Annotated in this window: 16 protein-coding genes and 1 other annotated feature (1 of these 17 only partly in view); of the genes, 3 read left to right on the top strand and 13 right to left on the bottom strand. The window is 36.9% G+C overall.

Annotated features, from left to right (window positions below):
- Nucleotides 1-107 precede the first annotated feature (107 nt).
- From MHB44_RS21220 to hmpA, 9 genes are all read right to left on the bottom strand, one after another.
- Entirely contained in the window at nt 108-890 is a 783-nt protein-coding gene (locus tag MHB44_RS21220; RefSeq protein ID WP_341300770.1) for a sulfite exporter TauE/SafE family protein, read from the bottom strand.
- Between the two features lie 69 nt (nt 891-959).
- Entirely contained in the window at nt 960-1187 is a 228-nt protein-coding gene (locus MHB44_RS21225; protein WP_341300771.1) for a sulfurtransferase TusA family protein, read from the bottom strand.
- A 90-nt stretch (nt 1188-1277) separates the two neighbouring features.
- Nucleotides 1278-2405: an MBL fold metallo-hydrolase gene (locus tag MHB44_RS21230; RefSeq protein ID WP_341300772.1), complete on the bottom strand. Its 1128-nt coding sequence runs from the start codon at nt 2403-2405 to the stop codon at nt 1278-1280.
- Nucleotides 2406-2488: 83 nt separating this feature from the next.
- Nucleotides 2489-2884: a DsrE/DsrF/DrsH-like family protein gene (locus MHB44_RS21235; protein WP_341300773.1), complete on the bottom strand. Its 396-nt coding sequence runs from the start codon at nt 2882-2884 to the stop codon at nt 2489-2491.
- Nucleotides 2885-2899: 15 nt separating this feature from the next.
- Nucleotides 2900-3448, bottom strand: coding sequence for a sulfurtransferase TusA family protein (locus MHB44_RS21240; protein ID WP_341300774.1), 549 nt, complete (start codon nt 3446-3448; stop codon nt 2900-2902).
- Nucleotides 3449-3510: 62 nt separating this feature from the next.
- Nucleotides 3511-3810: a rhodanese-like domain-containing protein gene (locus tag MHB44_RS21245; protein ID WP_341300775.1), complete on the bottom strand. Its 300-nt coding sequence runs from the start codon at nt 3808-3810 to the stop codon at nt 3511-3513.
- Between the two features lie 11 nt (nt 3811-3821).
- A complete protein-coding gene (locus tag MHB44_RS21250; RefSeq protein WP_341300776.1) occupies nt 3822-4163 on the bottom strand; it encodes a rhodanese-like domain-containing protein in 342 nt (113 codons plus the stop codon).
- Nucleotides 4164-4206: 43 nt separating this feature from the next.
- A complete protein-coding gene (locus MHB44_RS21255) occupies nt 4207-4467 on the bottom strand; it encodes a metal-sensitive transcriptional regulator (protein ID WP_341300777.1) in 261 nt (86 codons plus the stop codon).
- 245 nt (nt 4468-4712) lie between these two features.
- Nucleotides 4713-5876, bottom strand: coding sequence for an NO-inducible flavohemoprotein (gene hmpA / locus MHB44_RS21260; RefSeq protein WP_341300778.1), 1164 nt, complete (start codon nt 5874-5876; stop codon nt 4713-4715).
- 189 nt (nt 5877-6065) lie between these two features.
- On the opposite strand from hmpA, the gene MHB44_RS21265 reads away from it, so the two are divergent.
- Nucleotides 6066-6503 (top strand): Rrf2 family transcriptional regulator, encoded by a 438-nt coding sequence (locus MHB44_RS21265; RefSeq protein ID WP_053996867.1) that lies wholly within the window; start codon nt 6066-6068, stop codon nt 6501-6503.
- 35 nt (nt 6504-6538) lie between these two features.
- Here MHB44_RS21265 and MHB44_RS21270 read toward each other — a convergent pair whose 3' ends face one another.
- Entirely contained in the window at nt 6539-7519 is a 981-nt protein-coding gene (locus tag MHB44_RS21270; protein WP_341300779.1) for a GNAT family N-acetyltransferase, read from the bottom strand.
- Between the two features lie 357 nt (nt 7520-7876).
- On the opposite strand from MHB44_RS21270, the gene MHB44_RS21275 reads away from it, so the two are divergent.
- Nucleotides 7877-8095 carry a hypothetical protein gene (locus MHB44_RS21275; RefSeq protein WP_341300780.1) on the top strand — a complete coding sequence of 73 codons (219 nt, stop codon included), beginning with the start codon at nt 7877-7879 and terminating at the stop codon, nt 8093-8095.
- Between the two features lie 607 nt (nt 8096-8702).
- On the opposite strand, the gene MHB44_RS21280 is transcribed toward MHB44_RS21275, so the two are convergent.
- From MHB44_RS21280 to MHB44_RS21290, 3 genes are all read right to left on the bottom strand, one after another.
- The gene (locus MHB44_RS21280) at nt 8703-9827 is read right to left on the bottom strand and encodes a DUF4179 domain-containing protein (protein ID WP_341300781.1); all 1125 of its coding nucleotides are present in this window, start codon (nt 9825-9827) and stop codon (nt 8703-8705) included.
- Nucleotides 9799-10389, bottom strand: coding sequence for an RNA polymerase sigma factor (locus MHB44_RS21285; protein WP_341300782.1), 591 nt, complete (start codon nt 10387-10389; stop codon nt 9799-9801). The genes MHB44_RS21280 and MHB44_RS21285 overlap by 29 nt, the downstream gene beginning before the upstream one ends.
- Before the next feature lie 116 nt (nt 10390-10505).
- Nucleotides 10506-11000 (bottom strand): DUF1648 domain-containing protein, encoded by a 495-nt coding sequence (locus MHB44_RS21290; protein ID WP_341300783.1) that lies wholly within the window; start codon nt 10998-11000, stop codon nt 10506-10508.
- 309 nt (nt 11001-11309) lie between these two features.
- Between MHB44_RS21290 and MHB44_RS21295 the strand changes: the two genes are divergently transcribed.
- On the top strand, nt 11310-13004 hold the full coding sequence (locus MHB44_RS21295) for a methyl-accepting chemotaxis protein (RefSeq protein WP_341300784.1): 1695 nt from the start codon (nt 11310-11312) through the stop codon (nt 13002-13004).
- Nucleotides 13005-13231: 227 nt separating this feature from the next.
- Nucleotides 13232-13237: a binding site (T-box leader), on the top strand; it runs 234 nt beyond the window's last position.

Here is a 13237-nt window from a genome sequence, read left to right on the forward strand (position 1 = left end):
TTCCTACTACCGCTAGTATAGCAAATTTAGGCATTAACTTTCTTTCACCAAAACCCGCTCCATACAAAAAAGAGATGCCCATGTAATTGCATCTCTTTTACTATTTTTTAGACCATCAATATATCCATCCATATTTTAATGGCAGTTGCTAAAATAAGCCCTGCTAAAATTACTTGTAAGATTTTTGTATGGATGCTTTTCCCTGCTTTTGCACCAAGAGGAGCTGCAATAAGACTGGCTATAATCATGAGGAGCGCTGGATAATAATCAACTTGACCTGTCATTAACTTTCCTATTGTACCTCCTATTGAGGAAATAAACGTAATGGCAAGGCTAGTCGCAATGGTCATACGCGTTGGGATACCTAGAACCACGAGCATAATCGGTACTAATAAAAAGCCCCCAGCTGCCCCTACAATTCCTGAACCAATCCCAACAATAAATGCTAATATCGCTGCAAGTAGCTTGTTAAATGTAACCTCCTGCAATGGTTTATCATCTATGTGTTTTTTCGGGATAAACATCATGACTGCTGCAATCAGCGCAAGGATACCATAGACAATGTTAACCCCAGATTCTGATAAAAATGAGGAGCCAAAGCTACCAACAAAGCTACCGATTAATATGGCTCCTCCCATATAAATAATCAGCGATTTATTTAAATAACCACCTTTGCGGTATGCCCATACCCCAGCAATCGAGGCAAAAAATACTTGTACTGCACTAATGCCTGATACCTCATGAGCTGAAAATGCTGCAAAGCCAAACAACGGTGGAATATATAACAGCATTGGATACTTAATAATTGAACCACCAATACCTAGCATTCCCGATATATACGAACCGATGAAACCAATCAAAAATATTGTAATGATCAATGCAATATCCATCAAATTCCCTTCTTTCTAACCAGATGAAGGGAGGGCTGTTCTACTTTTATAGACAACCCTCAATTAGCCTTAAATCTTCTGAATTAAAAATGTAATGACGCCAGCAGCTTCAACTTGCTGTAAAATTGTATGACCACCAGCTTTTGCCCAAGCAGGAATATCCGCTAAAGCTCCTTTATCTGTTACATGAACTTCCAAAATTTCACCATGCTCTAATGTATCTATTGCCTTTTTTATATTCACAATCGGCATTGGACATGTTAAACCTTTTGCATCTAAGTGTAAATTTACCTTCATGATGATCCCCTTTGACATCGCAAAATTATTAAGGATTTTGACGATTTTTTTAGAATAACTGCCTTTAATTTACGTACTGGTTAACCCATACTATCGTACAGCACAGCGATTTGGCCCAATCTCCATTTCTGTCTGTTCATCTGGTGTAGGTGTTATTTTTCCCATATTCACTTGACGAATTTCTTGATAGGCATTTGGCTGCGGGGGTAATTCATTTGTCACTACACGCTTAAACTCTTCTTCATCTTGAATATTTAAGCCATGGTTTTGCGCAAATAAGTCCCCTAATCGTTTTGCAACTGTTCCATCCTCATTAAGCTCTTCAATAATCATAAAATGTGCTGGTAAGACGATAAGCTCATCAGACAATTTACGATAACGCTTATAAAGTGTATTTCGTAAATCACTCACCCAATCTTCAGCAAGACCTGCTAAATCCGGACGCCCAATCGAATCAATAAATAAAATATCTCCTGTTAATAAATAAGTGTTATCAACAACAAAGGAGGTAGAGCCAATTGTATGACCAGGAGAATAGATAGCTCCTACATCTATGTTCGATGCCCCAATTTGGACAGTCATGTCATCCTCTAATGGTACATAGCTGAATACAACCTCTTCTGCATCTTTTGGTGGTAAATAATAGGTCGCACCGGTTTTCTCTGCGATATGACGTCCACCTGAAATATGATCAGCATGTAAATGTGTATCAAATACATATTTAATTTTAACCTTTTTATGGGCTGCAAAGCTGGTAAACACATCTGTAAAACGAACTGCATCAATAATAGCTGCTTCCCCTTCAGAAATGACCATATAGGACAGACAACCCTTTCCTAAACGTACAAATTGGTAAAGCTCGCCACCGCCTGTTAAATCGCCAACTTTAATGGGCTCTAAATATTCACTCCAAGTTTTCATACCCCCAGCTAAATAAGCAACGTCACGACCAGCTTCTGACAGCATTTCAGCAATCATTAAGGATGACCCCTCTTTTGCACAAACTACCAGAACTTCTTTATCCGTTGGAATCTTAGGTAAAATAGCCTCAATTCCATCTAACAATTCAAAATACGGTATATTTAAATACTCAAATTGATGACCGTCAATTTTCCAGTCTTCAAATGCATCTGCATTACGAACATCTAAAATAAACAACTCTTCATTGTGAATAACCTTTTTAGCCACTAATGATGCGTCCCATTGTTGAATCGACATTTCTTTTACCCCCATAGGTATTATATTCAATATTTTTATAGCGGAGAGTTATTCTCACTCTCCGCCTCTACATCCAAAATTCATTAGAATGATAGTGATGGTGCTGCATCCTTCGCAAACTCAAGGAACGTTACAGCTCCACCAACCTCTATACCCTCAATAAAATTATCAGTAGTTAAGCCCATTACATCCATCGTCATTTGACAAGCAATAAATTTCACACCTAATTCTTGCGCCATTTCCACCAGTTGAGGGATAGCTGGCACATTCGCCTTCGCAAAGCCTTCTGCATAGTGCTCTGCCCCAGCAGGCATTGGTAGTGCATGCATACCTTGCTTGTGAATAAAATTCAACCCCTCAAACGTAAAGAAGATGGCTACCTCTTTATCAGAAGCTGCCGCTGCTGTTGCAATATTAAACACCTTATACGCATCAAATAACCCACCATTACTTGCAATAATTGCTACTTTATTTGACATAATCAATTCCTCCAATTAAATATTTTTTATTAAATCGCCCGTCCAAGATGTCATTCCTGGCAGGACGTTAAATACCTTTGTAAAGCCATGTGACGCTAGCTTTTGTGCAGCCAGATCACTGCGTTTTCCAGTGCGACAAATAACATAAATCTCCTGTTCCTTATCAAGCTCCGTAAGACGTGCTTCTAGCTCCCCCATAGGAATCGATTTCGCACCTGCAATATGTCCAAAGGCAAACTCAGCCTCCTCACGTACATCCAGAATAAGCCCCTCACGATTGGTAATTTGCTCTAGTTCAATTGTTTGATCAAACGTCATTTCTTCCGTTCGGCCATTCGTACATTTACGAATATAATGCTTCAACACATTATCAGTTTCGATCATGCCAATGTATTGATGACCTACTGTTTCAGCCCATGCTACAAGATCGGCCTTTGAGCCTTTATCTGTCGCGCATACTTCTAAGACCTGACCATCTACTAACTCAGCCATCGCCTTTTTTGTTTTCACAATTGGCATCGGACAGGAAAGCCCTTTGGCATCAAGTTGAAAATCTGCCTTCATATTTACGAAAACCTCCTTATACCTATAAGGGTATTATTTTTAACAAAAAAATATATGTTGTTCTATTGCTGCACTTGCCCTTTCCAGGCACTCATACCACCAGTCATATTAGCAACATCAAAGCCATAGCTTGCTAATAATTGAGTAGCACGGCCACTACGAGCTCCTGACCGACAAACTATAATATAAGACTCATTTTTATCTAATTCCTGCATTCGAAATTCCATTAGATGAAGTGGAATATGAATGATTCCTGGAATATGTCCTGCTTCAACCTCAGCTATATCTCGTACATCAATAAGATTCAGCGCTGTTCCTCGCTCTATAGCCTGTTGTACTTCCTTTGCTGTAACTTCCTTCACTTTTTCTCCCCCTAATAGGCACTCATACCACCACGAACATTGACAACACGCTCAAATCCTTGCTTTTTTAGCTGCTTACACGCCTGATTGCTCCGCATACCACTTTGGCAAATCACAACAATTTCTTTTTCCTTCGGTAACTTGTCAAATTTTGATCCAAGCGGCATATTTTTAAATTGTGGGATATTGCGTCCTTTATATTCAGCGGGTGTGCGTACATCAATAAAAACCTTATCTTTATCATTCAACATGGTTTTTAACTGTGCTGCCGAAATAGAACGAACCCCTTTCGTTGGCATGAGTCGCCAGAACAAAAATGCTGCAATCACTGCGATAATAATCCACGTTTCCATGTTTATTATTCGCCTCCTTTATACGATAATGGGTATATTAAATTTATCGACTTTTTACAACTAAATCCATCGCCTCTTGGATGGCAGCATTCATTTTTTTCGTATCTCCCTCAGCACTCGATACACACTCCAATAGATTTTCGCTAACAATAACACCTATTGTTCGATCAACCGCAGAACGTACAGCAGATAGCTGTGTGATCACATCTTTACAATTTTGCCCTTCTTCTATCATGCGTAAAATACCACGCATTTGACCTTCAATTCGCTTCACACGATTTGCTGTTTTAACACCATAAGCCACCCTTATTCACGCCTCCTTTCCAAACGATTGATTGCACCTGCTTATGCGATTTATATTATACCCCATAAGGTATATTGTCAATAAGCAAACTTAAATTTTTATTCTGTTATCGCTCTATCGGCTCATTATTACGTCTTATCCACCATAATATTAATTTAATCCACCAGTTCACCTTATTTATCCGCCCAAACAAAAAACCCTGTTATCTGTCATATCGACAGATAACAGGGAAATCCATTACTTTATTAAGCTAATTGCATAGCTGGTCCGAAGAATTCATAGTGAATTTTCTCATCCTTCACACCAAGCTCCTGTAAATTTTTAATAACGGCTTCCATAAAGCCTACAGGTCCACATACATAAACATCTGCATTATCAGCTACTTTTTCTGCTAATAATTCTTTAGTAATTAGCTTGTCTTCATCAGAATACAAAGCAGTATAGGACGCATTTGGTAATACATTTACTTTTTGTTGAATATCATCGCTAAATGCTACAACCTTCTCATTACGAGCACACTGAATAAAGTTTACTTCATTTGCTACATCCTCTTTTAAGGATTGTAGCATACTATTTAATGGTGTTACGCCAATACCGCCACTTACAAATGTAATTGGTGCCGTTGTTTCTTCTAATACGAATAATCCTGCTGGAGCACTTACATCTACTAGATCTCCAACCTGTAAATGGTCATGAATATAGTTAGATGCTTTACCATTCGGTGTTTGGTCGCTCTCACGCTTTACCGAAATACGATAACCATCTTCTGCACTTGCCTGTGAAAGTGTATATTGACGACTCAATAAATACTCTTCGCCTGGTACATTCAAACGGACGCTAATATATTGACCAGGCTCATAAGATGGTAACGGTGAACCATCCTCATTGACAAAGTAAACAGATGTTACTAAATCATTTTCTACCACTTTTTTCGCTACTTTTAAAGGCTTAAATAAACGCCAGCCACCATTATTTTCAGCCTCTTTGTATAAATCTTCTTCTACTTGAATGAACACATCAGCAATAACACCATATGCCTCAGCCCAAGCATTAATAATATCATCTGTTGCCGCGTCCCCTAGTACTTCCTTAATCGCCTTTAATAAGTTTTCTCCAACGATTGGATAATGCTCTGGTAAAATACCTAAGCTACGATGTTTATGTGCAATAAGCATCACGGCTGGTAAAATTGCCCCTAAATTTTCAATATGAACGGCAGCAGCATACACTGTATTTGCTAATGCTGTTTGTTGACGACCTTTTTCTTGATTTGCATGATTAAAAATATTCAATAATTCTGGATGAGCTTGAAACATATTTTTGTAAAACGTCTTTGTAATTTCTACACCATGAACTTCTAATACAGGTACAGTTGCCTTAATGATTTGAATAGTTTCTTGTTTTAACATATCGCTTACCATCCTTTCGTGATTATAATATAACGCTTTCATCCTCTTAAAGCAATATATAAAATACATCTTTAACAAAATAGACATAATTAATGTATTTTAAATACATCTTTTAATAAGGATTGAACATATTATAGTTTCACGTAAAATGCTATAATAATTTTGAATCATAGAAAGTAGGGTGTGCCTATGCGCTTAACTTTATACACGGACTATTCGCTTCGAACACTTATCTATCTAGGTGCAAAAGAGGATGGTCAATTATCAACAATTCAAGAGATTTCAGAGGCTTATAATATATCAAAAAACCATTTAATGAAGGTGACGCATCAGCTTGGGTTGTTGGGCTATATTGAAACAATTCGAGGACGTGGCGGAGGTATTCGTCTAGCCATTGATCCTAAAACCGTGACAATTGGTGAAATTGTCCGTCATACAGAGGAGGATTTTCATCTTGTAGAATGTTTTGACAAGGAAAATAATCTATGTAAAATAGCGCCAGAATGTCAGCTTAAAGGTGTTTTATATGAAGCTTTGCAAGCCTATTTAAACGTGCTGGACCGCTACACATTAGATGATTTTCTACATTCTAAGGAAAAATTGCTGGCTCTTCTACTTGGTCAATAAAGTGCCCGCTCAACCTTTGTTGAACGGGCATTTTTTTATAATAGCTTTGAAAAGAAAATCATATCTAATGCACGAATACCATTTTCATAAATAGGCTCTGGGTAGTGGTAAAAGAAATCTTTTTCAATAGACTCCATGCGAAAGCCTGCTTTTTGATAGAAGGCGATCGTATCAATACTAGAATTTGCGGTTCCAACTAAGACCATTCGGTAGCCTTGCTGTTGGCAAATATCCGTAAGTTGCCGTAATACTTCTTTCCCTACTCCCTTCCCTTGATAGCGTGAAATAATAGCAATATTTTTTAACTCAATGACTGTTTCAGATTGTGGAATCAATAACGCCACACCTGCTAAAGCTTTTCCACACTTAATTTCATATAAGACGCCCTGATATAAATATTTCCGAACCATCTCTTCATTTTCATCTGCCAATAAAAGCTGTGGTAAAAAGGCTTCTCGCTTCCCCTTCACATTCTTGAGAGATATACGATAGCGCACAAAATCCTCACGTTCAAAAACATTTAATACACATAGCTGCTTTTCCTTTACCTCTAGCCATGAATGCTCATCTGGATAATCATTTTCTACCCCTAATCGAATAAAAGGTAGCTTTGCCTGTGCTTTTTGCGAACGAATATTCACCTTCCGAGCCCCAGCAAAGACACGCAATAAACCAAGCTCAAAAAACGCAATATCTAAAATGGCCTCTTTTGCCTCAAGATTATAGCCCTTTCCCCAAAATTCGTAGCCTAGCCAAGATCCCATATGACAACTCATTTTATGACGATCGATAAACATTAATGATGTCACACCAATTACTTGTCCCTCCTCATCTAAAATAACACGAGGAACGGTCTTACCTTCTTCTTCATCTATACGTTCACGCTTAATAAAATGAATCGTGTCTTCTACCTTGCCAGCAGGTAAACCTAGTGCATCTCGAACCTGTGGCATAGAAGACAACGCATGGATAGCCTCAGCATACTTTAAATCATGCCTTACTAAAGTTACCGTCATCTTCTATTCTCCTTTATTTCTTGTTAACAATACATTTTCTTTATTGTAAAGCTTACGAAAAAACGTTTCATCGATTGGCACATACATAAAACGTAATAATCATCATAGCCTTACAAACTACTTTAAATAAAGGCAACAAAAACTACAACAAAATGGGTTATAAAAAGTTTACTTTATTAATGCTTTCATTATTCTCTCTATTAAAAAAATAAATTTTATTTTATACATTACTCACTTTGCAACATTTCACTATAAAACGTTAATTGTAAAATACAGAATTTTCACCATAAAATTCTTTACATAGTATTTTTGTCATGCCATCATTTACTAGGATTCAATTAAAAATTAGGAAATAAAATGAATAAATATTTTGGTAAAATAGCTTCTGTAGCCTTAGCTACAACTATTGTCGGCGGTGGATTTAGTATCAATGCTAGTGCTTCTGAATTAGAAACAAATGCAATAGGAAATACATACGAGGTCCCTGCATCAGCTTTAAAAGAATCAGTTAACTCAACTGATGAATTTAAAGTTACAGTTACTTTTGTACCTGCGGATGGATCTATCAGCACTTGAGATCAGAACGTTCAAACATATGTTGGCTCTAAAATCGCGTTGAATGGTCATCATTGTTCAATTTTGAAAGGAGAGAGTTGTCCTTATTGACGGTAGATATGCTGTTATGATTAATGTAGGGGGACGCTGTAGTTTACGCTTAAAAATCTAATGAGGTACTACTTGATACTTATTATTTTTTATATAAGAGGATAGTTTGAAGTACTAGACAGTAAAGAAAGTGAGCGCTGCCTCACTTTCTTTACTTTTTTATTATTTTCCGACAGAAGACTCCCACTTTAAGGAACGTGAAGGGGATAGTCCTGTGAGTAAGTGGGAGATGAATGTCGATAGGCGTTAGTCTAAATTGCCGCACAATTAGAACGTATGTGCTATAATGAACCTGTACAGATTGCTCTTTGAAAACTGAGGATAGGAGGTCGTAACAGGAAGTTCGTCTGTTATGTAAAATCTTCAACGTTCTATCGCTCTGGCTAGCCGAAAGGCGAAAACCAAGCAGTACGCTAGACAGCGGAGTCCAACGTACAATCCTTGCAAGTTTTTCACCGAGGGACTACGGGGAGAGCCTGCTACTATAACTAGACGTTGGTCTGGTGTTCGCAGTGGTTCAATCTTTTGAGTTAATTGGTATTGTAATTTCTAGCTCTGGAATATATTGAATCTTCGGGTCTCCGTTTTCATCCAGTTGGTATGATCCCTCATCGTCATAAAGATGAATATACGGTTTGATTGTAATGGCTTTTGGTAAGGTTTCAAATGGGTGTACCCGTAGATCCATGATGAGATCGCTATTTCCTTTATTTGTCTCACGTCTACCATTGCCATTAATTAGTTTTAGTTCATGTCCTTGTTCATCATAAACTTCGATACTTATTCCTTCCCGGAAATCTACAGAAGTTGATTTATCAAGCAAGGCTATTCTTGTTGTAATACTAGTTGTTATGGGAGTTAGTATAATTTGTTCAATAGTAAACTGATTATTTTTGTATTTTCTACTTATATTAGGTTGTAGGTTTACATAGTTACCAATATCACTCACTGGAATATTCATTTTAAAAGGTTCAGAAATTCCAGTTATTGTAGCGGATAATGTCAAAATAAATTGCTTTGGGAAAGGAATCCCACCTTGGTTTTTCAAATCTGCAAATTCAAATATTGCCGAATTATTATCCTTACTTGGTTGTCCAAAAACACCACTAAAATTGGTGTGAGTCAATGGTTCACCATTTAGTAAAAATTCAATATTACTAATTTGATCTGATAAACTTTCTTTGGCATTTTCACCTTCTTTATGATGGCGTTCAATCCCAATTGCAACACGTGTACCGTCATACACTACTTCTGTTACATTTAATGTAAAGCCTTCATGCGTAACGCTTATATTCAACTTTGTTGAGAGTCCCTTTTCATCTGCGGCGTGTAGACCAAGATCCCTTGTAAATTTAAAAACAGATGATAATAAAGGAACTTCTTTCATCGTCGCCGCCATCGTTGGTGAAATTAAACCCGTGACAATGATCAAACTAAAAATCATTGCTGTGGAGGCGGTAATCATCATGACTCTTTGACGTAAGTTCTTACGAGTTCTAAATTTTTCAGACGGCTTTGTATTACGACTACTTTCATATTTGTCCATTGTCCGATTTACTAAATCCACTTCCACAGGTGTTTCTCGAATAAACCTTTCTATCTGAGCTAACTCCTTATCCTCCAGTTTTGAACGAGTGTCCATAAATATCCCCTCCTAACATATTTTCCCTCATCAATTTTTTACGTAATCGTTCATACTTTTTTCTTACTGTAGCTGCTTTCATATCCATAATGGCAGCAATTTCATCAAAGCTATACTCCTCAATAGAACGAAGTAATAAAATTCTTTTTTCATCTACACGTAAGTTTTCCAATAGCCTATGCACCATTTCATCATATTCAGGTATCGGAGCTTGCGTCTGCTTGACCTGTTCTTGCTTCAGATTTAGCCAAAATCTATAGCCCTTATTTTTGGCTTTTATGACATCAATACAATGATGGTGGGCAATTTTATAAAGCCATGCCGATAAGGAAACCGTATAAGAAAATTTATGAATATTTTCTAATCCCTTAATAAAAATATCTTGTGAAGCATCCTCCGCCTCCTCTTTAGTTCCTAGCATATAGTAACAATAAATATAAATTTGCTTTTGAAAACAACGAATGATTTCTGCATAGGCACGCGTGTTACCTGATTGAACCTGCTCCACAATGGATTCAATATCCATATCAGTTCGCTTCTTTGATTGATTTAGTGCAGTCAAAGTTGTTCCCCCCTTTCCAATCTATATAACTGAAATTAATAGAAGTTTGTGACACGCTATAAAAATTTTTCTGCAAAAATAAAACGCTTAAGGGTGTCCTAAGCGCTTTAGACTCTCTATTTTATTTTGAAGCTTGTTATAAATCCTTTAATCATTGGAATAAATGCTCCTAGTAATACCACTGGTAGGAACCACCAGCCTAATGAATGTGCATCGCCAAGACCGATGCGTACCATTTGAAACGATAGAAACGCAAACAAAATCAAACAAAGGTTTTTCACTTCATTTAGTATTTTTCTGCTATTACGATAAAATGCCTCTACATTTTGTTCATTTAAACGTGCTGGATAATTATGCATATGTGGTGCTTTTTCTAACAATGTCATGACTAGCCATAAAAATCCACCAATAATCGGCAGAATGATTAATTCCATCTTTGAACCCCAGCGATCAACCTCCCCAATTCCATTGAAATGACCCGGGATTTTATCAGGTAATTTAGACCACATCACTACAATATAAAAGATGGCTAGAACAAATAAACCACCACCAATATAATCCCATACTTTTTCAGATTTTGTTTTTGGTATTTTTAAAATTGGCCTATACATATTTCCCCACCTTTACTTTTCTCTTATTATCTGTACGTTATGACTACTGTTGAAGTTTCAAAATTTATGTAAATAGACTTAATAACCAATATTATTTAACAATAATCTACATAAAAATATTAATTTTATTATTAAATGATATTTTTTCATCATATCCTACCTAGCTCTTTTAATTTTTAAAACTATTACAGAAAGCAATGCTTCTCTTAATACTTTGTAAAACGTCTATAATCTGATATAAATGTTATATATACATATTTCATTAATTTGTAACATTTTGACTACCTACTGAGAAAGGATATTACATCTATGCGGTTTACTATCTACAAGAAATTATTGCTCGGTTTTTTTATTGTGATTTTAGTTCTCGTTGCAACAATTGGCTTAAATATTAAACAGCTCGATTCCGTCAATAAAACATATCGTACATTGCTAGAGGAACAAACAACCACATCCATTAGTATTCAGGAACTACGTGTGCTTGCAAAACAAGAAATTGTTAGTATGCGAGGCTATTTACTACTAGGAGACAAGCAAAATCTTCAAAGTAGTCAGGAAGCACGTGAACAATTTAAGCTGAAATCAGAAGAATTACTGGACACCTTTCATTCTAAAAAATCCATTGAATTGCTAGAAGCTATTATTAAAAGTGAACAAAGTGTGCAACAATTTGCGGATCGCATGTTTACATTAAAAGCCCAAGGTGAAACAGAAAAGTATGAAAAGCTTGATAGCACGCAAGGTCGTTTAATTATTAAGCAATTTGATGAGCGTGTTGAAAACTTAGCGAACTATCAAAGTGAATATCTCGATAGCAAAATCGCTGCTACAACAAAAAAAATTCAACATATTAAGCTTCAAATGATTTTACTTGGGGTATTTGCCGTTGTCATTAGTCTGACAATTGCTATTTTGGTCGGTAATTTCATGGCTCGGCCGATTAATGGCATGGCAAGAGCAGCTAAAAAAATAGCGGCTGGTGACTTAACCACAGAGCAATTAGATATCAAAAACCGTGATGAGGTTGGTGATTTAGCACTAGCCTTTAATCAAATGTCGGTTAATCTAAAAGACTTAATCACAAATGTCCGTCATAACACAGTACAAGTTAGTAGCTCAGCGGCTGAATTAACAGCTAGTGCCGATCAAACAATTCAAGCGACCGAGCATATTACTTCTTCGATTCAAGAGGTCGCAAGTGGCTCTGAAGCGCAAGGAAAAAATGCTACAGAAAGCTCCACAGCCATGAAAAGTATGACAAAAGGCATCCAGCAATTAGCTTCTACTACAGCAGCCGTTTCCGAACTAGCCATAGAAACGAATTCTGAGGCGAAGTCTGGAAATGATTCGTTACAGCGAGTGATTACACAAATGCAGACAATCAATACTGCTGTAGCGGAGTCTGCTAGCGTTGTGAAAAATTTAGATAAGCATTCTGTTGAAATTGGAAATATTATTAGCATTATTACAGAAATTGCGGAACAAACAAATTTATTAGCGCTTAATGCTGCTATTGAAGCGGCCCGTGCAGGTGATCATGGGCGTGGCTTTGCCGTGGTAGCGGATGAAGTGAAAAAATTAGCAGAGCAATCAAAGCAATCTGCTGAACAGATCGCAGCCTTGATTGCTGAAATTCAACAGGATACTAACCATGCAGTGACAGCAATGCACGCAGGTACACAAGAGGTGCAAACTGGCATGCAAGTCGTGCAGGTTGCTGAAGAAGGCTTTGCTAAAATTGTAAAACTTATTGAACAAGTATCGATGCAAATCCAGGAAGCAACAGCAGTTTCGGAGGAGATGTCATCAAGTGCACAACAAATTTATGCAGCCTTCGATGAAATAGCGACCATTGCTCAAATGTCTTCCACTAATTTGCAAAATGTAGCCTCTGCCTCAGAAGAGCAACTGGCAACGATTGAAGAAGTAGCAGCTTCAGCAGCAACATTGTCCAATATGGCTGAAGAGCTTCAAACGCAAGTGTCTCGCTTTAAATTAGAATAAATATAAAAGCTGCTTATTTTCATAGGAATCCCTCTTATAGAAAATAAGCAGCTTTATCTATCATTATTTTTTTGATAGGTAGCCTGTTTCCCCCCCTTTTATAATAATAATTCAGCCCTTTCACTAAATATTAAAATGTAGCTCATACAAGTACAGAATAAAAATAATTTTTAGAAAATTGTTGACAGACTACCAATATCCAATGTATTATTGCTTTCAACAACACATTACAG

Source organism: Lysinibacillus sp. FSL H8-0500, from assembly GCF_038051955.1.
Taxonomy (GTDB): Bacteria; Bacillota; Bacilli; order Bacillales_A; family Planococcaceae; genus Lysinibacillus; species Lysinibacillus macroides.

What these genes read in the sequence shown, in the direction of transcription:
- MHB44_RS21220 (WP_341300770.1), bottom strand. Translation starts at nt 890, where the DNA reads ATGGATATTGCATTGATCATTACAATATTTTTGATTGGTTTCATCGGT.
- MHB44_RS21225 (WP_341300771.1), bottom strand. Translation starts at nt 1,187, where the DNA reads ATGAAGGTAAATTTACACTTAGATGCAAAAGGTTTAACATGTCCAATG.
- MHB44_RS21240 (WP_341300774.1), bottom strand. Translation starts at nt 3,448, where the DNA reads ATGAAGGCAGATTTTCAACTTGATGCCAAAGGGCTTTCCTGTCCGATG.
- MHB44_RS21265 (WP_053996867.1), top strand. Translation starts at nt 6,066, where the DNA reads ATGCGCTTAACTTTATACACGGACTATTCGCTTCGAACACTTATCTAT.
- MHB44_RS21270 (WP_341300779.1), bottom strand. Translation starts at nt 7,519, where the DNA reads ATGACGGTAACTTTAGTAAGGCATGATTTAAAGTATGCTGAGGCTATC.
- MHB44_RS21295 (WP_341300784.1), top strand. Translation starts at nt 11,310, where the DNA reads ATGCGGTTTACTATCTACAAGAAATTATTGCTCGGTTTTTTTATTGTG.
- MHB44_RS21275 (WP_341300780.1), top strand. Translation starts at nt 7,877, where the DNA reads ATGAATAAATATTTTGGTAAAATAGCTTCTGTAGCCTTAGCTACAACT.
- MHB44_RS21250 (WP_341300776.1), bottom strand. Translation starts at nt 4,163, where the DNA reads ATGGAAACGTGGATTATTATCGCAGTGATTGCAGCATTTTTGTTCTGG.
- MHB44_RS21235 (WP_341300773.1), bottom strand. Translation starts at nt 2,884, where the DNA reads ATGTCAAATAAAGTAGCAATTATTGCAAGTAATGGTGGGTTATTTGAT.
- MHB44_RS21230 (WP_341300772.1), bottom strand. Translation starts at nt 2,405, where the DNA reads ATGTCGATTCAACAATGGGACGCATCATTAGTGGCTAAAAAGGTTATT.
- MHB44_RS21280 (WP_341300781.1), bottom strand. Translation starts at nt 9,827, where the DNA reads ATGGACACTCGTTCAAAACTGGAGGATAAGGAGTTAGCTCAGATAGAA.
- hmpA (WP_341300778.1), bottom strand. Translation starts at nt 5,876, where the DNA reads ATGTTAAAACAAGAAACTATTCAAATCATTAAGGCAACTGTACCTGTA.
- MHB44_RS21290 (WP_341300783.1), bottom strand. Translation starts at nt 11,000, where the DNA reads ATGTATAGGCCAATTTTAAAAATACCAAAAACAAAATCTGAAAAAGTA.